We start from the raw sequence: 22,744 nt of genomic DNA, 5'->3' as shown, positions 1-22,744 counted from the left end.
TCATCAAGTAAGAATCGCCGGATTCTAGCACAAATTTGTGAGCAATATCTAATGGTATTTCGCCGCCGATTATCCTGCCAGCGGGGCTGTTATCTGTCGGTTTTAGTCCGTTAGAAGGAAAAACTCAGGTAAAAAAACGCAGCCAAACGTGGGCTGCGTTTCTCTTATCGGTCACACGAACGTCAGTTGGCTATTCACACACGTACTCAACCACGTTGAGGCCAAAGCCGCCCAGCGCATGGTACTTCTTGTTTGATGAGGAGAGCAGACGCATGTCATGCACACCAAGATCGGCCAGAATTTGAGAGCCAACCCCAACACGGCGTGATGTGCCCTGCTTTTTCGCCAGCTTCGGCGCATCGTCTTTATCTTGCGCTTCAAACATTTTCACGCGGTGGATCAAAAGTTCCGGCGACTCTTCGTTGCCAAGAATAACCAACACCCCACCCTCTTGGCCGATACGGGCCATCGCTTTATCGAGCGTCCAGCTGCGCTCAGCATTGCGGTCACTGCGCAATAGATCGGTAAAGGTGTCTTGCAAATGCACGCGCACCAATGGTGTGTTTTGTTTTAAATCGCCTTTGCACAGAGCAAAATGGATCTGCTGATCGATGATGTCGCGATAAGTCACCAACGTAAATTCGCCGTATTCCGTCGGCAGTTGGCACTGTGCGACACGCTCGATGGTGGTTTCAGTGTTGTTACGATACTCGATTAGATCAGCGATGGTGCCGAGCTTCAAACCATGCTTTTCAGCAAACAGTTCTAAATCTGGGCGACGCGCCATAGTGCCGTCATCATTGAGGATCTCGACAATCACGGAGGCAGGCTCCAACCCGGCAAGGCGCGCCAAATCACATCCTGCTTCGGTATGACCTGCGCGAGTTAACACACCGCCATCTTGCGCCGCGAGAGGAAAAATGTGCCCCGGCTGAACCAGATCCGCCGCTTTCGCTTCTTTGGCAACCGCAGCTTGTACGGTACGCGCGCGATCAGCAGCAGAAATCCCGGTGGTCACCCCTTCGGCCGCTTCAATCGAGACGGTAAAATTGGTGGTGTACTGGGCGTTATTGTCCTGCACCATTGGTGGCAAGCCAAGACGCTTGCAGCGCTCTTTGGTCATGGTCAGACAAATCAGGCCGCGCCCATGGGTCGCCATAAAATTAATCGCTTCAGGCGAAATGTGTTCTGCGGCCATGATCAGGTCGCCTTCGTTTTCACGGTCTTCGTCATCCATGAGGATAACCATTTTCCCCAAACGGATATCGTCGATAATTTCCTGTGGAGTGCTGATCGGCATAGTCTCTTTCCTGTCAATTAAGTGCAGAGCGTTAGATTCTGTGTAGTCTGAATTATCGTCTCAATGTGTCAATAAGCGTGCTAACGTTCTGTGAACTAAGCAAAACCATTCTGTTGCAGAAACTCCATCGTAAGGCGAGATTCAGGTGCCTCTTGCGCCTGATTTCCTTGCAACAGACGCTCCATGTAGCGCGCTAGCACATCCACTTCCAGATTCACTTTGCGCCCAACGTGGAAATCATTGATGGTCGTCTCTTCGCCCGTGTGCGGTACGATCGTCAGCTTAAAGGCGTTTTTACGCAGGTCATTGACGGTAAGACTGATGCCATCAACCGTAATCGAGCCTTTTTCGGCGACGTATTTGCTTATCTCTGCAGGCATCTGTACCCAGAACTCGATCGCCCGGCCAACCTGATTGCGCTCAACAATTTCCCCGACGCCATCAACATGCCCCGAAACGATGTGTCCACCAAAACGGGTGGTTGGCAACATGGCTTTCTCTAAATTGACTTTGGAGCCTACCTGATAATGCGCAAAACCGGTTTTTTTCAGCGTCTCTAGGGAGAGATCGGCGCTGTAATAGTTCGGGCCAAAATCAATCACGGTCAGACAAACGCCATTGGTGGCTATACTGTCGCCTAGCTTCACATCCGACATATCCAGCTTACCAGTTTGCACTGTCACACTGATGTCTTCACCGCGCGGAGTGATCGCCGTCAGCGTGCCTACGGCTTCGATAATTCCTGTAAACATTTAATTTTCTTTCTCTTTAGGAGTCGCGATGATGCGGATATCAGGGCCGACCATGCGTACATCTTTAATGGTTAAATCCATCACTTGCGCCATATTGCTCAGACCAAGTGCGCCAATCAGCCCGCGACCATCACTGCCCATTAACTTAGGGGCTAGGTAGACAATCAACTCATCAACCAAACCTTTGCTGAGCAGAGCACCAGCCAAAGTGGCCCCAGCTTCAACCCAGACATGATTGACGTTGAATTTGTGGGTAAGGCTTTGCAGCGTACGAGTCAGATCCAGACAGCCTTGCTCATCAAACTCTGGGGCAAGATCGCCAAGTGGACTGACGATCACTCGTTCTCCAGGCGTTTGGAAAAGTTTGAGCGAAGAAGTGAGTTGCGACTGACGATCCAAAATCACTCGCACAGGCTGGCGCAGGTCACTTTCTTCATAGTGCGCTTGCACTGAAGCGGGCAGCTCAGACCAACGCACATTGAGTGAGGCGTTATCTTCAATCACGGTTTTACTGGTCGATAAAATCGCTCCCGCTTTGGCGCGAAACCGTTGTACGTCACGACGGGCATTCGCGGAGGTGATCCACTGGCTTTGACCGTTGCTAAGCGCACTTTGCCCATCTAAAGATGCCGCCATTTTCAACTGCACAAACGGCATGCCCGTTTGCATGCGCTTAATAAAAGCAGGGTTGAGAGCGACAGCTTCGGCTTCCATGAGGCCGACGTGCACGTCAATACCGGCATCTCGCAGCATTTGAAAACCGCGTCCGGCCACTTGCGGATTGGGATCTTGCATCGCACCAATCACTTTCGCTACGCCCGCCTTAGTCAGGCCTTCGGCACACGGTGGAGTACGGCCATAGTGAGAACAAGGCTCTAAGGTCACATACGCCGTTGCGCCGCGTGCTTTTTCGCCCGCCATGCGCAGGGCATGCACTTCCGCATGTGGCTCGCCAGCTCGTGCGTGATAACCTTCGCCGACAATTTCTCCGTCACGCACCAACACACAGCCCACATTCGGGTTTGGCGCAGTGGTATAGATGCCCCGCTTGGCAAGGGCAATCGCCCGAGTCATCATTTGGTAATCAAAAGCGGTAAATGGGGATGGGTTCATGGCTAATCTTCTAACCTCGCGATCTCTTCGCCAAACTCGCGAATATCTTCAAAGCTACGGTAGACAGAGGCAAAACGGATGTAAGCCACTTTATCGAGATATTTGAGCTGCTCCATCACTAAGTTACCAATCATTTTACTCGGCACTTCCCGCTCACCAGTCGCTCTGAGCTTAGATTTGATCATGCTGATCGCCAGTTCAATCGCATCAGCGCTCACTGGGCGTTTTTCTAGTGCACGCTGGATGCCACCGACCATTTTGTCTTCATTGAATGGTTCACGATTGCCGTTGGACTTGATCACTTTCGGCATCAGCAATTCAGCGGTTTCAAATGTGGTAAAGCGTTCATTACACGCTAAACATTGACGACGACGGCGGACTTGATGCCCGTCGGCCACCAAACGAGAGTCGATCACTTTGGTGTCGTTTTCGGAACAAAAGGGACAATGCATATCACCTCCCAATAATGGATAAGCCGGTCAACACTCGAGGAGCAAAAATGGACTTTTCGCTTGTTTTATTCAGCCTAATTCGAGTGATGAAATGTGAGCTAGTGTAGCGGAATTGCCTAAGCGAATAAAACAAAAAGGGGCCATGATGGCCCCTTTCGCGCTGATATTCGCAGGTTATGTTAACTGCGTGGCAGGTAATTGGCTTTGCCGACCCATTTGTAGCTGGTGAGCTCTTCCAAACCCATCGGGCCACGGGCGTGCAGTTTTTGCGTTGACACGGCCACTTCAGCGCCAAGGCCAAATTGCGCGCCATCGGTAAAACGGGTAGACGCGTTGACGTACACCGCCGCCGAATCCACTGAGTTAATAAAGCGCTCAGCATTTTCCAAACTGTTGGTCATGATCGCATCCGAATGGCTGGCATTGTGCTCACGCATGTGTTCAATCGCTTGGGCCACATCCGCCACCACTTTCACGCCCAGTGTGTAGCTTAGCCATTCCGTGTCAAAGTCGCCCTCTTGTGCATCGCGCAGATGGTCTGCACTTCCCATCAACGCTTTCGCTTTCGGCTCTGCGACAAACGTCACTTTGTCATTCAAACGCGCCACCAGCATAGGCAGAAACTCCGCTGCAACCTGTTGGTGGACTAACAGCGTGTCCAGCGAGTTACACGCCGATGGGCGCTGCACTTTGGCGTTTTCAACGACGTCGAGTGATTTTTCTAGGTTTGCGCTCTCATCGACAAAAATATGACTGATACCAAAACCGCCGATGATGACCGGAATGGTGCTGTTCTCTTTGCACATTTTGTGCAGACCAGCACCGCCGCGTGGAATGATCATGTCCACGTACTCATCCATTTTCAGCAGTTGATTGACCAACTCGCGATCAGGCTTTTCAATATACTGCACCGATGCGGCTGGCAGCTTGGCTTTGGCCAGTGCCGATTGAATTACATTCACCAGTTCCATGTTGGAGAAGAACGTCTCTTTCCCACCACGTAGAATGCTGGCATTACCCGTTTTCAGACACAGCGCCGCGATATCAATGGTCACATTCGGGCGCGCTTCATAAATAACGCCAACCACACCTAATGGCACGCGGCGGCGAGAAAGCTGCATGCCGTTTTCCAACACTTTACTATCAATCTCACTACCGACTGGATCAGCAAGGCTGATGACGTTACGTACATCGTTAGCGATGCCATGCAAGCGCTGCTCATTAAGAAGCAGACGATCCAGCATAGCGTCGCTTAAACCCGCCTGACGCCCCAGTTCAATGTCTTTGGCATTCGCTGCTAAAATATCCGCTGCGTTAGCCTCAAGCTCATCGGCAATCAGCGCCAATGCACGGTTTTTCTGCGCCGTGGAGGCGGTCGCGAGTTGAAAAGCTGCCTCTTTTGCCGCTTTGCCTAAATTGGTCAATTCCACCTGAAATCCTCTTTGCTGTTGCCGACTATTCTTGAATCACCACCATGTCATCACGGTGAATCACTTCTGAACCATAGTCGTAGCCCAAAATAGAGATGATGTCTTTACTGTGTTTCCCTGCGATTTTTGCCATATCTTGGTGCGAATAGCTGGCGATACCACGAGCGATCAGCTGGCCTTGTTCATTGGTGATGCGGACCACTTCACCGCGAGAAAACTCGCCCAACACCTTAGTGACCCCTTTTGCCAGCAGACTGCTGCCTTTTTCCAGCACCGCTTTCACCGCGCCGCCGTCGATGACGATGTCACCTGAAGCAGCAGGGCCAGCCAAGATCCAGCGTTTACGGTTTTCCAATGCCTCTTCGCATGGCAAAAAGCGTGTGCCTTGCGGCGCATCGCCCAGTGAATCAAAAATCACGTTCTCTGCGCGGCCAGCAGCGATGATGACTTCAATACCAGCGCGGCGAGCAATATCGGCCGCTTGCAGTTTGGTCGCCATGCCGCCAGTGCCAAGCGTGGTGCCACTCCCGCCTGCGATCTTACGTAACGTGTCATCGATGGTTTTCACTTCTTTGATCAGCTCCGCGTTGGGATCTTTACGTGGATCGGCCGTAAATAGCCCTTTTTGATCGGTGAGCAGTAAAAGCTTATCTGCGCCACACAAGATACCCACTAAGGCAGAGAGGTTGTCGTTGTCGCCGACTTTAATTTCGCTGGTGGCCACGGCATCATTTTCGTTCACCACCGGAATGATGTCGTTTTCGACCAAGGCATTGATGGTGTCACGCGCGTTAAGAAAACGCTCGCGATCTTCTAGATCCGCACGAGTGAGCAGCATCTGGCCGATTTTTATTCCGTAGATGGCGAACAACGATTCCCACGTCTGAATCAACTGGCTTTGCCCAACAGCAGCCAGCAACTGCTTGCTCGCCATCGCATTGGGCAGCGCCGGGTAACCTAAGTGCTCTCGCCCGGCAGCAATTGCCCCTGACGAAACAACGACCACCGAATGGCCTTGCTTTTTGAGTTCTGCACACTGGCGAGCTAGCTCAACCATATGAGCTCGGTCAAGAGCCAATGTCCCGCCGGTTAACACACTGGTGCCCAGCTTCACAACGACCGTTTTTGCCTGGAATGCTGCGCTGCTTTGTTGATTCGTAGTCATGATGTCTTCTGAAATGAAACACAAATTAAGATAAGAGTGGTTGTTTTAGCAATCTAATCGGCAATTCACAAGCAGAAAAGGTGCGAAAATCGCACCTTTTTAATTGTTAGAGCGCAAGCCTTAGAAAATCAGACAAATTCTACCGACTCATCATGATAGGCGACGGTTAACTTAAACTGTTCATCCAAGGTTTTCACCAGCTTGGCATGAAAACAGTGCTGAGTTTGATTCACTTCCGTCGCGACTTTTTTAGGCAGCGCTTCATTGAGCCAATTTCCGTCAGTATCGTATTTTCCCGCATGGTATTTTGCCGTGAATCCCCCTTCGACAGATTCAAGCACCATCCACCAGCCCCAAAACTCACGCAGTTCAGGGGATTTTCGATCATCTACACAAACAGACAAGCAGTCAAAGTAGTAATGCCCTTCCTTAGACTGAGGATCTCTCAGGTAAGGCCCCATCGCACGCAGTTTGGTCAACAAACGGTTGTGAGTTGGGTTATTCGTCACTTCTGACATATTGAATCTCCATTTTCTTCAATGTTAAGAATGACAATAATTTTTATTTATCATGAGGTTATTTTATTAAACTCCTATTTCACTCTTAACTAAATTAGGAGGTTTGTCACCTTAATAGTTCATCTTCCAGCCACTTTATCGCCAAATCGAGGGATTGCTCATATCCTTGTGTAATTGTTTTGGCGCTAATTTGCTTCGCTTTGCCATAATTGCTGTAAAGCGCAACTAACTGATTGTCTGAATGGGGAGAAACGGGGTCGCCTTCTAAACTCATTGCCAAGATCGGCACTTTGGTTTTGCGGCTTGAGAGGAATCCTTGCACTTTTAAAGACCACGCCGCCATTTGCCCGGAGAGGCTGTAAATATCCACGACATTTTTGCCAAGCCTCGAAGCGAGGACATCGAGATACATCTTCGGCATGCTTTGCAGTTTTTGCGGTGAAGCAAATACATGATGAATCGGCGCGCCGAGCGTCACACACGCTTTGATTTTTTCCTGCTCAAGGAAAGATAAGCGCACCATAGTGTTGCCACCAAAACGAAATCCAATCAGGCCAACACGGTGGTGGTCCACATAAGGAATGGAAAACAGTTCATTCAATACAGCTTGATGTAGACAACTGTAGTCCTCGGTTAACGGCCATTTGGCGCTGTAGCCGACGGACGGCATGTCTACCGTTAGCATAGCAATGTCATGTTTAGCCAGATGATCACGAAACAGTCGCCACATATCGGTTTGCAAGCTGTCGAGGCCTGCACTGACGATCACCACCGGATGCGGTTTATCGGTATTAGTCAAATGCAGATGAGCAACAATAGTGCCCTTTTCGTAAGGGATCTCCAGTTGCTTGATGATGTATTGACTCTTCTCTGCGGCCTCGAGATAAGCGCGATTTGCCAGCACCTGAGCTTGCAGGGCTAAATTGTCATTTTTAAGGTGAGGGTATCCGGCAATGCTGTAGCAAAGTGAGGCGGAAAACAGCTCTTCTGCCGCTTTTTCCTTAGACATCTCAGCAGCTCGCTTTTGATGCAACATCCCCAGTTTTGTCCACTCATAAGCCCAGTTACCACTGTGATAACCCATGACGGTATCCAGCAACTGCTCGTCCGTGCGGGAGTGTTTTGAAGAGGCGATAGAGGCCAAAACTTGCTCTTGCTCGATAGGGTCAACGCCCTGCCATACCCACTGCAAACGGCGCAAGTTTCGATACCAAGCGTAACCCGTTTTGGCTTTCTGTTCGTCCAGCAGTGACTGGCTGGTTGGCATATATTGAGTTAATGCCGAGGTTTCTTTCGCCTGTTTATGCTTCACAAACAGAGTTTCAGACAAGTTTTTGCTGGTTTCTTCTTCAGACATACATGACTCAGGGCACTTAGCTAACATCAAAGACTTAGGCGAAACAGTATAACAGCAATAAAAAAAATGGCCCATGCAAGGGCCATTTTTTTACGCTTTGACAACGGTTTTACTTTTGCTTGCGATTGACTGGCTCTGCATACGAGAGCGCCATATCCCAAGGTTGTTCAATCCATGTATCTTGTGCAATATCAACAACGTAATCATCGAGCAGCGCTTTACCTGATGGCTTGGCACACACAGCAATCAATTTCGCTTTTGGATACATTTCACGCAACTTACGCGCTGTATCACCGCTATCGACCAAATCTTCAACGATCAAATAGCCTTCACCATCGCCTTCTGGCGCTTTGATGACGGTCATGTCACGCTGGTGATCATGATCGTAGCTAGAGATGCAAATCGTGTCGACGTAGCGAATACCCAACTCACGTGCCAAGATAGCACCAGGAACTAAACCACCGCGACTCACGGCCCAGATACCTTTCCACTGCTCTGCTGGCATTTGTTGCTCGGCCAGTTTGCGGCAGTAAGTTTGCATGGCATCCCAAGTAATAACGAATTTGTTGCTCATTGTAATAACCTAATTATTTGAAAATCTGTTGCCCCAAACGGATTTCGGGCTCTCATAATGATGAGAGCCCGAAAAGTAATAGAATGTCTGGGTTTCGAGCTGCGCAAACGATTATTCTACCGGAGCGCAGCAGCAAAAGCTATTAAGCGAAAAGATACTTAACGATAAAGATCGCCGCCATCACCCATACACTCAAAGAGACATCACGCCCTTTACCACTGAACAGCTTAATGGCCGCGTAAGCGATAAATCCAAGCGAAATGCCTTCTGCGATAGAGAACGTTAAAGGCATGAGCAGGCAGGTTACTACCACTGGCGCTGCTTCGGTGAGGTCGCGCCAATCAATGCTCACTAGGCCCGAAAGCATCAAGATCGCTACATAGAAAAGAGCACCCGAGGTAGCGTAAGCTGGGATCATGCCAGCAAGAGGAGAGAAGAACAGTGCCAGCAGGAATAAAACGCCCACCACGACCGCAGTCAAACCAGTACGACCACCTGCCGCTACACCAGCCACACTCTCAATGTAAGAGGTTGTATTGGAAGTACCCAACAGAGCACCAACCGAAGTTGCCGTCGAGTCCGCAAGCAGTGCTTTGTTTAGACGAGGGATTTTGCCGTCTTCTTTGATCAGTTCCGCTTTAGTTGCAACGCCGACTAAGGTGCCAGCAGTATCAAACAGGTCAACGAAAAGGAAAGCAAACACCACCGAAATCATGCCCACTTCAAATACCGCGGAGAAATCTAGCTGTAAGAAAGTCGGAGCAATACTTGGCGGCGTTGACATCACACCCGCCCATTGCACGTCGCCAAAAACCAGACCTAATCCGGTTACCGCAAGAATAGCGATCATTACTGCGCCTTTGACACCGCGATGCACCAAAGCGATAGTAAGGAAGAAACCGATAGCCGCCAAAACCGGAGCCAGCGAAGTAATGTGGCCAATTGACACCAAGGTGGCTGGGTTATCAACGACAATGCCCGCATTCTTGAGCGCGATAAAGGCAAGAAATAGACCGATACCCGCAGAGATACCCGTTCTCAGTGCATGTGGAATGGAGTTGATGATCCACTCACGGATCTTAAAGATGCTTAGCAAGATGAACAGCACACCAGAGACAAACACCGCCGCCAGCGCAACTTGCCAAGTGTAGCCCATCCCTAACACTACCGCGTAGGTAAAGAAGGCATTTAGACCCATACCTGGCGCTTGCGCGATCGGATAATTCGCCCACAGGCCCATAATGAAACAACCAATCGCCGCAGCAAGACAGGTTGCAACGAATACCGCTCCACGATCCATTCCTGCATCGGCAAGAATCGCTGGGTTAACAAAAATGATGTAAGCCATCGTTAAAAAGGTGGTCACACCTGCGATGATCTCAGTGCGCACATTGGTGCCATTTTCACTGAGTTTAAATAGCCTTTCGAGCATAATCGAATCCTGTAAGGGTAAAAAGTAAACGGTTGCGTAATCGATTGGCTGCCGATTATAAAGTTATCAAATAACAAATTCCAGATAGATTTTTTACTCGAATCGAGATTTCACTGGCTTCAAAAACAGAAAAAAGTAAGCCAAACGATAGGTAATGATATTTTTCTTTATAAAACAATAAGAAAAAACAACAGCTTTAAGAATTGCGCTGTGGAAAAAATCGACAATGTCATAAACTTTCAATAAATAAATCGACCGCTTTGCCGTTTTTGCATTACAAAAATGCGGTCAAACAGACCAAATGCAGTCAATAAAATACATAGAGGAGAAATCGACGTGGGAGAAAATGCAGACATAAAAAAACGCCACTCAACAAGAGTGGCGGTAGAATCATGTCAGCACTATTACTGAAAGAAAATTCCAATTTATAGGGGTGAACAAACTGTTCAGGGTCACATGCCGTTGGTTAACTGGATTATTTGTAACCAAAGCTTGTTGGGTAAGCAAAGTTGCTGGTGTAAACCGAGTGGTTGGACCAAAACATTGCAGAAGCTAAACCTTTCATAACTATCACCTTTACTAAATCAATAAGACACGTTTGATTTCTCGGTTCCTTGGAGGCGATAAAACGGACTCATCCTTTGAGCATTTCTTTCTTCGCTTAAGAAGTTGGTTATAAATATACCACCAAGAAATTTTATTACAAGTTTTTTAGTGACCCTTATCACATAAATTTCATTTATTGACTGGCATCAATTTTTTAACGTAATTAAATTACAAAAATATCATTCAGCACTTTGCATAACGAAAGGAAGCCGAGAAACGTACACAAATAAGCAAGTGAACGTTCACAGAATGTGACACTCTCGTTGTAAGCGCATCGTCAACGCAACTACTCGCCATACTCTGCTAGTGGTATGCTTGCTGCTGATTTATTATCAGCAGACTCGGCATTTATGCGCAGAAATCGGTCTGCTGCAGTACGCCATCTGGCAAATAATATGTAAAGGAGTCATCCGTGTCTGAATTCCATTCTGAAATCAGTAGTCTGTCCCCCGCTCCCCTTTGGCAGTTTTTCGACAAAATTTGTTCTATCCCTCATCCATCTAAACATGAAGAAGCGCTCGCGCAGTACATAGTGACTTGGGCAACGGAGCAAGGGTTAGAGGTTCGCCGTGATCCAACGGGCAACGTATTTATTAAAAAACCAGCCACCGCGGGTATGGAAAACAAAAAAGGTGTTGTGCTACAAGCGCACATCGATATGGTTCCACAGAAGAATGAAGACACCGATCATGACTTTACCCGCGATCCTATCCAGCCATACATCGATGGTGAATGGGTAACCGCAAAAGGCACCACGCTTAGCGCAGATAACGGCATCGGCATGGCCTCTTGCCTTGCTGTACTGGCATCAAGCGAGATCAAACACGGCCCACTTGAAGTGCTGCTGACCATTGATGAAGAAGCGGGCATGACTGGCGCATTTGGCCTTGAAGCAGGTTGGTTGGAAGGTGAGATTCTACTCAACACCGACTCAGAGCAAGAAGGCGAAGTCTACATGGGCTGTGCGGGTGGCATTAATGCAGAGCTGTTGTTTGATATCCAACGTGAAGCGCTACCACAAGGTTATGTCGCCCGTCAGCTTATTCTTAAAGGGCTCAAAGGCGGCCACTCAGGCTGTGATATTCACACAGGTCGTGGCAACGCCAACAAACTGATGGCGCGCTTTTTAGCTGGCCATGCCAATGAACTCGACATGCGTTTGATTGAGTTCCGTGGTGGTAGCTTGAGAAATGCCATCCCTCGCGAGGCTTTTGTCACTGTTGCGCTACCTGAGGAAAACCTCAACAAACTGGCAGAACTGTTTGAGTTTTACACTGAGCTGCTCAAATCTGAGCTCGGTAAAGTGGAAACCAATTTGGTGACCTTTAATCAAGAAGCATCCAGCGACGCGCGAGTCTTGCTGATGGCCGATCAACAGCGTTTGATTGCCGCACTCAACGCTTGCCCAAATGGCGTAATGCGCATGAGTGATGAGATTGAAGGTGTGGTTGAAACATCGCTCAATGTCGGTGTGATCAAAACCGAAGAGAATAAAGTAAGCGTGTTGTGTCTGGTTCGCTCACTGATCGATTCTGGCCGTACTCAAGTAGAAAGCATGCTGAAATCAGTGGCAGAGCTTGCCGGAGCGCGTATTGAGCTTTCTGGCGCTTACCCAGGTTGGAAGCCAGACGCCGATTCTGAAATCATGGCGATTTTCCGCGACATGTACCAAGGCATTTACGGTCACAAGCCGAATATCATGGTGATCCACGCAGGTCTGGAATGTGGTCTGTTTAAAAAGCCTTACCCTCACATGGACATGGTTTCTTTCGGCCCAACGATTAAGTTCCCTCACTCACCCGATGAGAAAGTGAAGATTGATACCGTCCAACTTTACTGGGATCAAATGGTTGCATTATTAGAAGCGATTCCAGAAAAAGCGTAAGACAACTTGCTAGCAACTTTCTTAGGGCTCCTGTGGGAGCCCTCTTTATTTCATCAACGCTTTTTGTCGTACCCTCAATAAGACAGAATGGTGTATAACTTTGCCAATTGATAAAGTCGCAATGATAGTAAAGGCAGGAAGTACTATGGTTCGCAATAAGAAAAATAAGATATTTGAGATTTTGGGGCACAAAATCAAACCTGGGCAGAGAGAAGAGATCGAGTTAGATGCCGCTCAGCTCTACACGCACTCACCGCTGTCGATTCCGATTGAAGTGATCAACGGCCGCTATGCGGGACCGGTTATCATGGTCAACGCGGCCATTCACGGCGACGAACTCAATGGGGTGGAAATTGTTCGCCAGCTCATCAACAGCTTAGATCCACAAAAAATCCGTGGCACTGTAATTGCCGTGCCGATCGTCAACGTCTTTGGTTTCATTCACAAATCACGCTATTTACCAGACAGGCGCGATCTTAATCGCTGTTTTCCGGGCAGCGAAAAAGGGGCGCTGGCATCACGTATGGCTCATACCTTTTTCAACAATATAGCGCTAAGAGCGGACTATATTATCGATCTGCACACAGGGGCGATTCACCGCACCAACCTGCCGCAGATCCGTGCCAATCTCAGCAACCCCGAGACATTGAAGATCGCCAAAGTTTTTGCAGCCCCCGTGATCGTTGATTCTGCGCTGCGCGATGGCTCCCTTCGCTCGGAAGCAGAAAAGTGTCAAATTCCGGTTTTAACCTATGAAGCGGGTGAAGCGCTGCGTTTTGATCCGCTTTCTATCAGCGCCGGTGTGCATGGTGTCAAACGGGTGATGCAGTCCATTGGCATGCTGCGCGCCAGCCGTAAACGCTTCCCTGATCCGGTGATTGCCAAATCAACCAGTTGGGTACGCGCTTCGGGCAACGGCATTCTGCGCACTGTGGTCAATCTCGGTGCCAAGGTAGAGAAAGGAGAAACTCTCGCCTACATCAGCTCTCCCCTTGGTCATGATGAAGTTGAGCTATTGGCGCCTAAAGGTGGGATTGTGATTGGCCAACAAACGCTACCTCTGGTGAATGAAGGCGATGCCATCTTCCATATTGCCTACTTCCGTCAAGACGATGACTCAGTAGAACAAGTGGTTGAAAGCTATATTGAAGAGTTGGTCGACGCCGACACTGACACCATCACCACCGGGCAGATCCCATTGTAAGATCGTCCCGGTTTTTACTGGGGCCATACAAATCAATACAAAACCATAATTGAACAGCGTTTAATTCGTTTTTATGATGTTTGGATGTTATTTCCAGTGTCGATTCTGATTCAATGCTACCTAAACGTTTTTATCTCTCGCTCAGCGCTGTGTTGCTGAGCCCCTCTCTTTTCGCGCACTCTGCTGGAGGGCCAAGTGGCGAAATAGCCCAGTACCTACAAGAACAGTTCACCGTTCAACGACGAAACAACGATACTGACCTTTTAGCTCAAACAGCGCCAACGGACTTAGATCTGGATGCGCGCCCCGCTCAAGTTGAATGGCAAATAGACGGTGTACAAAACCGAGCCAAGTGCATTTTGTCACAAAAAGAAAACGCCACTTCTCACGTAGATTTCGATTACGGTGAAGCCAACGATCTGTCGGATGGCTTGCAACATATTGATCTACCAAAGCATAAGAGCAGACAGATTTATCAGCAAACGCTTGTACCATCTGGGACATGGGGTAAAAAACCACCGTATGTGACGAAAGAGGACGGTTCACTCAGCCTATCGATTTCATCCGATTGCTTCGAATAAAAACGGCAACGCCAAAAGATGAAAAGAAAAAAGCCCTGACGACGAATCAGGGCTTTTCTGTTTGGTCAGAGAGCGTTAGCTTACGCTTCGTCTTCTTCTTCGTCATCCATCTCGGCGTCACGTGTGCGGCGCAGTTCAGCTTTACGAATCTTCGCGCTTAGCGCTTCCGCTTCACGTTCCTTACGCATTTGGCTTTTGCGCTCGTTACGGACAACTTGGTTCTGAACGAACTCCGCCAGCTCTTTTTCCGCCCAAGCTTGAGCCAGCGCTTCACTTTCAAAACCCATCTGGCGCTTGGAGACAACTGTCTTACGAGATGTCACTTGACGAGTGATCTCTGCCGCCCAACCTTCACGTTTTTCAGTTACGCGGATAGCAAATTTTTTGTTTTTCGACATTTGAAAGTTTCCTAAGGGAGTATTAAGGGATCAACGCCATCCCTTGGCAAGCGCGGTATTAGAGCACAAATAAAAGAGGTTGGCTATCCATCACTGGATAAAAAAACCGCCAGAGCAAAGCCCTAGCGGTTGAAGAGATAAGGTACTGTTACCGGCGATTAACCGAGATTCTTACGCGCGTTTTGGAACATACGCATCCAAGCCCCATTTTCACCCCAGTTATCTGGGTGCCATGAGTTCGCCACCGTGCGGAAGACACGCTCTGGGTGCGGCATCATGATGGTGACACGGCCGTCTTTGGTTGTCAGACCGGTAATCGCATTTGGCGAGCCGTTCGGGTTGTTCGGGTACTGCTGCGTCGGGTTACCGAAGTTATCCACGAAACGCACGGCAACCGTGCCTGATTGCTCAATCGCGCTGAGGTGAGCTTCATCGCGAACTTCCACGCGACCTTCACCGTGAGAGACCGCAATCGGCATACGAGAGCCTGCCATGCCATCGAAGAACACAGAATCCGACTTCTGCACTTCAACCAGACTAAAGCGCGCTTCAAAACGCTCCGATTCGTTGCGCACGAAACGTGGCCACAAGTCTGCTCCTGGGATCAAATCTTTCAGGTTAGACAGCATTTGACAGCCGTTACACACACCTAGCGAGAAAGTGTCCTGACGGTTGAAAAACTGCTCGAACTGTTCGCGAGCCTGCGCATTGAACAGCACCGATTTCGCCCAACCTTCACCCGCGCCCAGCACGTCACCGTAGGAGAAGCCACCACACGCAACCAGACCTTGGTACTCATCCAGCACCGCTTGACCAGTCAGAATGTCGCTCATGTGAATATCGACTGCGTCAAAGCCCGCACGGTCAAAGGCTGCCGCCATTTCAACGTGTGAGTTCACGCCCTGCTCACGCAAAATCGCCATCTTAGGCTTCGCGCCTGTGTTGATCATCGAAGCAGCGATGTACGGTGCCGCCACATCTTGGTTGACATCAAAGCTCAATGACACGTTCAGACCTGGATCTGAGTTGTCTTTTTTCGCTGCAAATTCTTGATCAGCACACGCGGGGTTGTCGCGCATTGCTTGCATCTTGTGCGTGGTCTCGGCCCAGATGGTGCGCAGTTCAGTGCGGGAGCGCTCAAGCAGAATCTCATCACCTGAGGTGATAACGAAATGGTCTGATGCGTCAACTTCACCGATAACGTGTGAACAATCCGCCAGACCATTAGCCGCCAGCGTGGCCAATACCGCATTCAGTTCATCGTTCTTGACCTGCATTACCGCACCCAACTCTTCGTTGAATAGCGCAGCCAGCACGTCGTCACCCATGGTTTCAATATTGGCTTTCACACCACAGTGACCCGCGAACGCCATTTCAGCCAGCGTGACAAACAGACCGCCGTCGCCTTTATCGTGGTACGCAAGTAATTTGTCTTGGCGAACCAGAGTTTGCATCGCATCGAAGAAACCTTTCAGTTGCTCGGCGTTATCCACATCCGCTGGCTTGTCACCCAATTGCTTGTAAACCTGAGCCAGCGCCGTAGCACCTAGGCGGTTCTTACCGTTGCCAAGGTCAACAAGAACAAGTGAAGTCTCGCCTTTGTCGGTACGCAGCTGAGGAGTAATGGTTTTACGCACATCTTCCACACGCGCAAACGCGGTGATGATCAGTGACAATGGTGAGGTTACTTCTTTGTTTTCGCCGTTCTCGTTCCACTTGGTCTTCATCGACATCGAGTCTTTACCAACCGGAATGGTCAGACCCAGCGCCGGACACAGCTCTTCACCCACAGCTTTCACCGCTTCGTACAGACCCGCATCTTCACCCGGATGACCGGCTGGAGACATCCAGTTCGCTGACAGTTTGATGTGTTTGATATCGCCGATATCCGTCGCCGCGATATTGGTCAGAGACTCACCCACCGCCAGGCGCGCCGATGCGCCGAAGTCAAGCAGAGCGACAGGAGTGCGCTCACCCATAGACATAGCTTCACCGTGGTAAGTGTCGTAGCTTGCTGCCGTTACCGCGCAGTTGGCTACTGGCACCTGCCAAGGACCAACCATCTGGTCACGAGCCACCAGCCCCGTTACAGTGCGGTCACCGATGGTGATCAGGAAGGTTTTCTCAGCCACGGCCGGCAGACGCAGCACGCGATCCACAGCTTCATTGAGTTCGATACCGCTGCGGTCAATCGCCGGGCTGGTCACTTTCAGCGTGGTCGCTTCACGGTGCATTTTCGGCGGCTTGCCAAGCAGAATGTCCATCGGCATGTCGATTGGCATGTTATCGAAGTGGCTGTCTTCCAGAGTCAGATGACGCTCTTCCGTCGCCACGCCCACCACGGCATAAGGTGCGCGCTCACGCTTACAGATGGCATCAAACGTCTCCATGTTCTCCGGCGCAACCGCCAGCACATAACGCTCTTGCGATTCGTTACACCAGATTTCCAGCGGGCTCATGCCCGGTTCATCGTTTGGCACGTCACGCAGCTGGAATTTACCGCCACGATCGCCATCGTTAACCAGCTCTGGCAGTGCGTTCGAGATACCGCCCGCGCCCACATCGTGGATAAACGCGATTGGGTTCGCATCGCCCAGCTGCCAGCAGCGGTCGATCACTTCCTGACAACGACGTTCCATCTCTGGGTTTTCACGTTGTACTGAAGCAAAATCCAAATCTTCTGCCGACTGACCCGACGCCATGGAAGACGCTGCGCCGCCGCCCAGACCGATGTTCATCGCCGGACCGCCCAGCACGATCAGTTTCGCGCCAACCGGGATCTCTTTTTTCTGTACGTGTTCGTCACGAATGTTACCCATACCGCCAGCAATCATGATTGGCTTGTGGTAACCACGGATCTCTTCACCCGCGTGTGAGGTGACTTTCTCTTCATAAGTACGGAAGTAACCCAGCAGGTTGGGACGACCAAATTCGTTGTTGAATGCCGCGCCGCCCAGAGGACCTTCGATCATGATATCCAGCGCGCTCACGATGCGGCTTGGTTTACCAAAATCACTTTCCCAAGGCTGAACGAAGTCAGGGATGCGCAGGTTCGAGACCGTAAAGCCCACCAGACCCGCTTTTGGCTTACCGCCGATACCGGTTGCGCCTTCATCACGAATTTCACCGCCGCTACCGGTTGACGCACCTGGCCAAGGCGAAATTGCCGTTGGGTGGTTGTGCGTTTCCACTTTCATCAGAATGTGGGCGTCTTCGTGGTGGTAAGTGTATTGACGTGAGTCCGGATCCGGGAAGAAACGGCCGACTTTCGAACCGGTCATTACCGCTGCGTTGTCTTTGTAGGCAGACAGCACGTGATCCGGCGTGGTTTCGAAGGTGTTCTTGATCATCTTGAACAGCGATTTGTCCTGCTCGACACCATCGATCGTCCAATCCGCATTGAAAATTTTGTGACGACAATGCTCAGAATTGGCCTGAGCAAACATCATCAGCTCGATGTCATTCGGGTTACGACCCAGCTTGATGAAGTTCTCCACCAAGTAATCAATTTCATCTTCAGCCAGTGCCAGGCCAAGGGAAACGTTGGCTTCTTCTAGCGCAACACGACCACCAGAGAGGATATCCACCTGAGTCATTGGCGCGGGTTCTGCCACACTGAACAGCGCTTGTGCCGCATCGAGTTCCGCAAACACCACCTCCATCATGCGATCGTGCAGCAAGGCTTGCAGAGTGGCTACCTGCTCTTGCGTCAGCGCCACTTCGCTCTCAACGTAGTACGCCGTACCGCGTTCCAGACGTTTGATCGACGCCAGACCACAGTTGTGCGCAATGTCGGTTGCTTTAGAAGACCAAGGAGAAATAGTGCCCGGACGAGGCGTCACCAGCAGGAGTAAACCCTGTGGCTCGTGTTCTTGAATGGTTGGACCGTAAGTCAGCAGCTTCTCTAACTTTTCCAGTTCCTGAGCATCTAACTCGGTTTTGAGGTCGGCAAAGTGCATGAACTCAGCGTAAATACCGCTCACAGGCAGGGCTTGTTCACGACAAAGTTCCAGTAGTTTGTTAACACGAAACTCAGAAAGAGCTGGGGAGCCACGCAAAATTCTCATGTGCTTAGGTCTCTTATGCAATTGATTAAGGTGATATTGGAATAAATTCAAAAACTTAATGAAAAACTTGCGAACTTATGCCGATTCCACCTCTCCTTTGCGGGCGCATTATAATGGATTTATTTTTGTGATGTAACAGCAAAAGCAACCGTTTGCGTCATTTTTTTTGTCAAACTGGCAATACAGGCAAAATGTTCTGTCGCTTGAACATCGGCGATGAGAAATCAGGCTTTTACTTTGCCAGTGCAGCGAGCTTTGATATAAAGGGACCAATTGCTTCTTGAGAATATCGTTAATGCGCTTAATCCCGTTCGCCAGAATCCGCCACTATCTTCTACTCTCGGCCGCCGTGCTGATGCTCTCTGCCTGTCAGATAGAGTCAAAACCCGCCAGCGAGCTGGATCAGATCAAACAACGCGGCGTACTGCGCGTGGGAACGCTCAATAACCAGCTCTCTTATTACATCGGCCCCGATGGTCAAGCCGGTTTAGATTATGAACTGGCCCGTCAATTTGCTGATCAACTTGGCGTGCGTTTGGAAATCAAACCCGCTTACCGCCAAGCCGAGCTGTTTCCAATGCTCAAGCGTGGTGATATTGACCTGATCGCAACCGGATTGAGCCAAAGCAAAAATGCCGTTAACCAGTTTCGCCCGGGACCTGCGTATTACTACGTCAGCCAACAAGTGGTGTACAAGAATGGCGATTTACGTCCGCGCAATCTTGAGCAGCTCATTAGCTACCAATCAGAAAAACAACAGAATGACAGCAGCGAAGCGCAAGGCGATGACAGCATCAATGACGCCGCTGCCGCCACGTTGCAAGTGGTTAAACAATCTCAGTACGCTTCTACGCTCAGAAGATTGCAGAAGGATTACCCCGAGCTTGCCTTCCAAGTGATCTCCAACGCTGACACCAACGATCTGCTGAAAAAGGTTTCGCAAGGTGAACTGCGTTTTACCGTAACCGATTCGGTTGAGCTCTCTCTTGCCCAGCGTTTGTATCCAGACCTTGCTCTGGCTTTTGAGCTGACGGAAGATCAACCTGTCTCTTGGTTTGTGCGCCGTTCGCCAGATGAATCGCTGTACGCCATGTTGATCGAGTTCTTTGGCGATGTGAACCAATCGGGGGAGCTGGCGCGTCTGGAAGAAAAGTACATCGGCCACATCGGTTCCTTTGATTACGTCGACACACGAGCCTTTATTCGTGCGCTCGACAGCCGCTTACCGAAATGGGCACCGCTGTTTGAACAGTATTCAGCGGAATTTGACTGGCGTTTGATCGCTGCATTGGCTTATCAAGAGTCCCATTGGAACCCGCTGGCTAAATCGCCAACGGGTGTGCGCGGCATGATGATGTTGACCCTACCTACGGCGAAAAGTGTTGGGGTGAGAAATCGCCTTGATCCGGAACAATCGATCAAAGGTGGTGTTGAGTATCTGCGCCGTATTGTTTCGCGAGTGCCAGAGTCGATTCCCCAGCATGAGAAAATTTGGTTTGCCTTGGCCTCTTACAATGTTGGCTTCGGCCACATGATGGACGCGCGCCGTTTGACCAAAAAACAGGGCGCTAACCCCGACTCTTGGGGCGATGTCAAAGAGAGATTGCCACTGCTAAGGCAGAAGAAATATTTTAGCCAAACCCGCTACGGCTTTGCCCGTGGTGATGAGGCGAGAAATTACGTGGAAAACATTCGCCGCTACTATCAGTCGATCATCGGTCATGTGGGGCAACGATCTTATTTACAAGCCAATGATGACGGGGAAATATTGGTTATCCCACCGCTTGAAGGCGAAGAGTTACTCACCGCCGATGAGATATCGGATGTCGCATCTGAGCCCTCGGATGAGGCCGAGCTCTCATCTGTCTCGGCAGAAAAGTAGTTTCTGCCGAGGATTTTTCTCTCCGTGGATTGATTTTTGGGGAAGGATTTCTCTAAAATCGCCCATTCGCTATTTACTGGCGCGTTGTCACTGAACGCGCCTTATTAGCCAGTAGAGGCGACTTTAGCGCACACTGCGCTTGAGTTCTCAGTCAACCGTTCCCATTCACCTAACTGCTTCGTTTCTTCACTCCCAGTGATGGGAGTAAGCAGAGCTGATGGGGATTTTTTGTCGTAAGCAGGAGGTCGTGATGTTGAGACGTCGTGTCCAATCAAAACGCCTAAATAAAACCGTTGCCGCTAACCGCCGCAAACGTAAATTAGCCAACACTAAAAGAAAAATTAGCGCACGTAACCGCATTTTCGTTCATCTTGTCAATCACGCTTAATCATTCGCAAACATCTACGCTCGGTAGATGTTTGCCCGCTTGTCTCTCTTCTCGTTAGTTAGTCGCGCCATCATCTTGCCCAGCATCGCGCTTTGCCGCCTCTTTCTGCGCTTTGATCTCTTTGCGCCGACGTTGGAAAAACGCCTGCAGTTGCTGGCGGCATTCCTCTTCCAACAACCCCTTTTCCACCGTGGCATAGTGATACGCCGCCTGACTGCTGAACAGATCCATCACCGTGCCTGCCGCACCGGCTTTGAGATCCGGCGCACCAAAAACAATCCGTTTAACACGGCTGTGCAGCAAGGCGCCCGCACACATCGGACACGGTTCAAGCGTCACATACAAGGTGGTATCGAGCAGACGATAGTTATGCAGCGTCTCGCCCGCTTTGCGCAGCACCTGAATTTCAGCGTGCGCAGTGGCATCGCAGGCACCAATGGAACGGTTCCATCCTTCCGCAATGATCTCGCCATCTTTGACCAGCAACGCACCGACGGGCACTTCACCTTCCGCTTCAGCCTGCTGGGCAAGTTCCATCGCTCGGCGCATGAAATGTTCATCTTCAGGGGTAAAAGTGGCGGCTGTATCTGTCATGGAAACCTCATCTGTTGGGGGCGCAATTATAGCGGCATCGCCGGTGCAGATAAATGCTGCGCCAGATAATCCACCAGCAAACGCACTTTCGGCGATAAATGGCGGTTTTGCGGATAAAGTGCCCAGACCCCTTCCCGGTCATCACGATAGCTTGGCAGCACTTCGACCAAACGGCCCGAAAGCAGATGCTCTTCGACGTAATAATCCGGCAGTTGCGCCAGCCCCATACCTTTGAGCACCGCATCCAGCAACACGACGCCGCTGCTGCAACTGAGGCGTCCTTTGACACGAATCGAGCGCGACTGCTGATTTTCTTTGAAACGCCAGTGATCGTATGTCCCGACCAGACAACTGTGTTTAGTCAGTTCAGACAGAGTGTGCGGCGTGCCACATTGGGCAAGATAATCCGGCGTCGCACAGACATACAAATGGCGATTGCTCAGGCGGCGGGCAATAAAGCTGGAATCGTCCAACTGACCAAGACGCACCGCGACATCCACGCCCTGCTCAATCAAATCCAGTTTCTGGTTGGTCAGAACCAATTCCAACTCCAACTTCGGATGCTGCAGCAAGAAATCGTTCAGCAACGGCGCAATTTTCTGTTCGCCGTAGGTAACTGGTGCCGTCACTTTCAGTTTACCTCTCGGCGTTTGTTGCATCTGGGTCACCGTCAGCTCAGCCTGCTCCAGCCCCTCCAGCAATGCACGGCATTGCTGGTAATACACCTGACCAGCCTCGGTGAGCGAGACTTTGCGCGTCGTGCGCAGCAGCAACTTGACCCCCAACCGCTCTTCCAGCAACGCAATCCTTCGGCTGACATTCGCCACCGAGGTCACCAAGCGTTTTGCTGCCTGAGTAAAACTGCCTGTCTCTGCGACGGCAACAAATTCACTCACCCCTTCCCAACTCGCCATTTCACCTTATCCGTTGCTTATTATTACAATGCCGTAAAAGTTATTCTCATTTTGACCCAATTATACCGCCAAATGAAAGGACTATACTGACAATCTTGGTTGGGCGTTTAGCCGCGCCAGCCACTCGATTGC

Annotated in this window: 19 protein-coding genes; 4 read left to right on the top strand and 15 right to left on the bottom strand. The window is 50.2% G+C overall.

Annotation, left to right across the window (positions count from 1 at the left end; genetic code table 11):
* Positions 1-190: 190 nt before the first annotated feature.
* The 11 genes from ribBA to vcdP all read right to left on the bottom strand — a co-directional run bounded on the left by ribBA (position 191) and on the right by vcdP (position 10,658).
* Positions 191-1,300: a bifunctional 3,4-dihydroxy-2-butanone-4-phosphate synthase/GTP cyclohydrolase II gene (gene ribBA, locus EA26_RS04090; protein ID WP_039424424.1), complete on the bottom strand. Its 1,110-nt coding sequence runs from the start codon at positions 1,298-1,300 to the stop codon at positions 191-193.
* Positions 1,301-1,395: 95 nt separating this feature from the next.
* Positions 1,396-2,052, bottom strand: a complete 657-nt coding sequence (locus tag EA26_RS04085; RefSeq protein ID WP_039424421.1) for a riboflavin synthase — start codon at positions 2,050-2,052, stop codon at positions 1,396-1,398.
* The gene (ribD, locus tag EA26_RS04080) at positions 2,053-3,165 is read right to left on the bottom strand and encodes a bifunctional diaminohydroxyphosphoribosylaminopyrimidine deaminase/5-amino-6-(5-phosphoribosylamino)uracil reductase RibD (RefSeq protein ID WP_039424418.1); all 1,113 of its coding nucleotides are present in this window, start codon (positions 3,163-3,165) and stop codon (positions 2,053-2,055) included.
* Between the two features lie 2 nt (positions 3,166-3,167).
* Positions 3,168-3,617 carry a transcriptional regulator NrdR gene (gene nrdR, locus EA26_RS04075; RefSeq protein WP_039424414.1) on the bottom strand — a complete coding sequence of 150 codons (450 nt, stop codon included), beginning with the start codon at positions 3,615-3,617 and terminating at the stop codon, positions 3,168-3,170.
* A gap of 179 nt (positions 3,618-3,796) precedes the next feature.
* Positions 3,797-5,047, bottom strand: a complete 1,251-nt coding sequence (locus EA26_RS04070; protein WP_039424411.1) for a glutamate-5-semialdehyde dehydrogenase — start codon at positions 5,045-5,047, stop codon at positions 3,797-3,799.
* A gap of 25 nt (positions 5,048-5,072) precedes the next feature.
* Complete coding sequence (gene proB, locus EA26_RS04065; protein ID WP_039424408.1) at positions 5,073-6,212, bottom strand: glutamate 5-kinase; 1,140 nt, start codon at positions 6,210-6,212, stop codon at positions 5,073-5,075.
* Positions 6,213-6,340: 128 nt separating this feature from the next.
* The gene (gene crl, locus EA26_RS04060) at positions 6,341-6,730 is read right to left on the bottom strand and encodes a sigma factor-binding protein Crl (RefSeq protein WP_039424405.1); all 390 of its coding nucleotides are present in this window, start codon (positions 6,728-6,730) and stop codon (positions 6,341-6,343) included.
* 106 nt (positions 6,731-6,836) lie between these two features.
* Positions 6,837-8,087: an esterase FrsA gene (gene frsA / locus EA26_RS04055; RefSeq protein WP_039424402.1), complete on the bottom strand. Its 1,251-nt coding sequence runs from the start codon at positions 8,085-8,087 to the stop codon at positions 6,837-6,839.
* Between the two features lie 109 nt (positions 8,088-8,196).
* Positions 8,197-8,661: a xanthine phosphoribosyltransferase gene (gene gpt / locus EA26_RS04050; protein ID WP_039424401.1), complete on the bottom strand. Its 465-nt coding sequence runs from the start codon at positions 8,659-8,661 to the stop codon at positions 8,197-8,199.
* A gap of 142 nt (positions 8,662-8,803) precedes the next feature.
* Positions 8,804-10,093 (bottom strand): NCS2 family permease, encoded by a 1,290-nt coding sequence (locus tag EA26_RS04045; protein ID WP_039424399.1) that lies wholly within the window; start codon positions 10,091-10,093, stop codon positions 8,804-8,806.
* 475 nt (positions 10,094-10,568) lie between these two features.
* Positions 10,569-10,658: a small protein VcdP gene (vcdP, locus tag EA26_RS22660; RefSeq protein ID WP_483368912.1), complete on the bottom strand. Its 90-nt coding sequence runs from the start codon at positions 10,656-10,658 to the stop codon at positions 10,569-10,571.
* Positions 10,659-11,111: 453 nt separating this feature from the next.
* On the opposite strand from vcdP, the gene EA26_RS04040 reads away from it, so the two are divergent.
* From EA26_RS04040 to EA26_RS04030, 3 genes are all read left to right on the top strand, one after another.
* Positions 11,112-12,584: an aminoacyl-histidine dipeptidase gene (locus EA26_RS04040; protein WP_039424396.1), complete on the top strand. Its 1,473-nt coding sequence runs from the start codon at positions 11,112-11,114 to the stop codon at positions 12,582-12,584.
* Positions 12,585-12,729: 145 nt separating this feature from the next.
* On the top strand, positions 12,730-13,788 hold the full coding sequence (locus tag EA26_RS04035; protein ID WP_039424393.1) for a succinylglutamate desuccinylase/aspartoacylase family protein: 1,059 nt from the start codon (positions 12,730-12,732) through the stop codon (positions 13,786-13,788).
* Between the two features lie 113 nt (positions 13,789-13,901).
* The gene (locus EA26_RS04030; RefSeq protein WP_052079188.1) at positions 13,902-14,369 is read left to right on the top strand and encodes a hypothetical protein; all 468 of its coding nucleotides are present in this window, start codon (positions 13,902-13,904) and stop codon (positions 14,367-14,369) included.
* An 80-nt stretch (positions 14,370-14,449) separates the two neighbouring features.
* Here the strand turns inward: EA26_RS04030 and EA26_RS04025 are convergent, their stop codons facing one another.
* The gene (locus EA26_RS04025) at positions 14,450-14,767 is read right to left on the bottom strand and encodes a DUF3622 domain-containing protein (protein ID WP_039424389.1); all 318 of its coding nucleotides are present in this window, start codon (positions 14,765-14,767) and stop codon (positions 14,450-14,452) included.
* A gap of 158 nt (positions 14,768-14,925) precedes the next feature.
* Positions 14,926-18,834: a phosphoribosylformylglycinamidine synthase gene (gene purL / locus EA26_RS04020; protein ID WP_039424386.1), complete on the bottom strand. Its 3,909-nt coding sequence runs from the start codon at positions 18,832-18,834 to the stop codon at positions 14,926-14,928.
* Positions 18,835-19,129: 295 nt separating this feature from the next.
* Between purL and mltF the strand changes: the two genes are divergently transcribed.
* Positions 19,130-20,716, top strand: coding sequence for a membrane-bound lytic murein transglycosylase MltF (gene mltF, locus EA26_RS04015; RefSeq protein WP_039424383.1), 1,587 nt, complete (start codon positions 19,130-19,132; stop codon positions 20,714-20,716).
* Between the two features lie 442 nt (positions 20,717-21,158).
* Here mltF and tadA read toward each other — a convergent pair whose 3' ends face one another.
* Positions 21,159-21,698 (bottom strand): tRNA adenosine(34) deaminase TadA, encoded by a 540-nt coding sequence (tadA, locus tag EA26_RS04010; RefSeq protein ID WP_039424380.1) that lies wholly within the window; start codon positions 21,696-21,698, stop codon positions 21,159-21,161.
* A gap of 26 nt (positions 21,699-21,724) precedes the next feature.
* Positions 21,725-22,612, bottom strand: coding sequence for a LysR substrate-binding domain-containing protein (locus tag EA26_RS04005; protein WP_020328114.1), 888 nt, complete (start codon positions 22,610-22,612; stop codon positions 21,725-21,727).
* Between the last annotated feature and the right edge of the window lie 132 nt (positions 22,613-22,744).

Origin of the sequence: Vibrio navarrensis (assembly GCF_000764325.1) — a bacterium.
GTDB lineage: Bacteria > Pseudomonadota > Gammaproteobacteria > Enterobacterales > Vibrionaceae > Vibrio > Vibrio navarrensis.
Note: the sequence above shows the minus strand (reverse complement) of the source record. Positions and strands in the feature narration are given on the sequence as shown.

What these genes read in the sequence shown, in the direction of transcription:
- ribBA (WP_039424424.1), bottom strand. Translation starts at nt 1,300, where the DNA reads ATGCCGATCAGCACTCCACAGGAAATTATCGACGATATCCGTTTGGGG.
- EA26_RS04085 (WP_039424421.1), bottom strand. Translation starts at nt 2,052, where the DNA reads ATGTTTACAGGAATTATCGAAGCCGTAGGCACGCTGACGGCGATCACT.
- ribD (WP_039424418.1), bottom strand. Translation starts at nt 3,165, where the DNA reads ATGAACCCATCCCCATTTACCGCTTTTGATTACCAAATGATGACTCGG.
- nrdR (WP_039424414.1), bottom strand. Translation starts at nt 3,617, where the DNA reads ATGCATTGTCCCTTTTGTTCCGAAAACGACACCAAAGTGATCGACTCT.
- proB (WP_039424408.1), bottom strand. Translation starts at nt 6,212, where the DNA reads ATGACTACGAATCAACAAAGCAGCGCAGCATTCCAGGCAAAAACGGTC.
- crl (WP_039424405.1), bottom strand. Translation starts at nt 6,730, where the DNA reads ATGTCAGAAGTGACGAATAACCCAACTCACAACCGTTTGTTGACCAAA.
- frsA (WP_039424402.1), bottom strand. Translation starts at nt 8,087, where the DNA reads ATGTCTGAAGAAGAAACCAGCAAAAACTTGTCTGAAACTCTGTTTGTG.
- gpt (WP_039424401.1), bottom strand. Translation starts at nt 8,661, where the DNA reads ATGAGCAACAAATTCGTTATTACTTGGGATGCCATGCAAACTTACTGC.
- EA26_RS04045 (WP_039424399.1), bottom strand. Translation starts at nt 10,093, where the DNA reads ATGCTCGAAAGGCTATTTAAACTCAGTGAAAATGGCACCAATGTGCGC.
- vcdP (WP_483368912.1), bottom strand. Translation starts at nt 10,658, where the DNA reads ATGAAAGGTTTAGCTTCTGCAATGTTTTGGTCCAACCACTCGGTTTAC.
- EA26_RS04035 (WP_039424393.1), top strand. Translation starts at nt 12,730, where the DNA reads ATGGTTCGCAATAAGAAAAATAAGATATTTGAGATTTTGGGGCACAAA.
- EA26_RS04030 (WP_052079188.1), top strand. Translation starts at nt 13,902, where the DNA reads ATGCTACCTAAACGTTTTTATCTCTCGCTCAGCGCTGTGTTGCTGAGC.
- EA26_RS04025 (WP_039424389.1), bottom strand. Translation starts at nt 14,767, where the DNA reads ATGTCGAAAAACAAAAAATTTGCTATCCGCGTAACTGAAAAACGTGAA.
- purL (WP_039424386.1), bottom strand. Translation starts at nt 18,834, where the DNA reads ATGAGAATTTTGCGTGGCTCCCCAGCTCTTTCTGAGTTTCGTGTTAAC.
- mltF (WP_039424383.1), top strand. Translation starts at nt 19,130, where the DNA reads ATGCGCTTAATCCCGTTCGCCAGAATCCGCCACTATCTTCTACTCTCG.
- tadA (WP_039424380.1), bottom strand. Translation starts at nt 21,698, where the DNA reads ATGACAGATACAGCCGCCACTTTTACCCCTGAAGATGAACATTTCATG.
- EA26_RS04005 (WP_020328114.1), bottom strand. Translation starts at nt 22,612, where the DNA reads ATGGCGAGTTGGGAAGGGGTGAGTGAATTTGTTGCCGTCGCAGAGACA.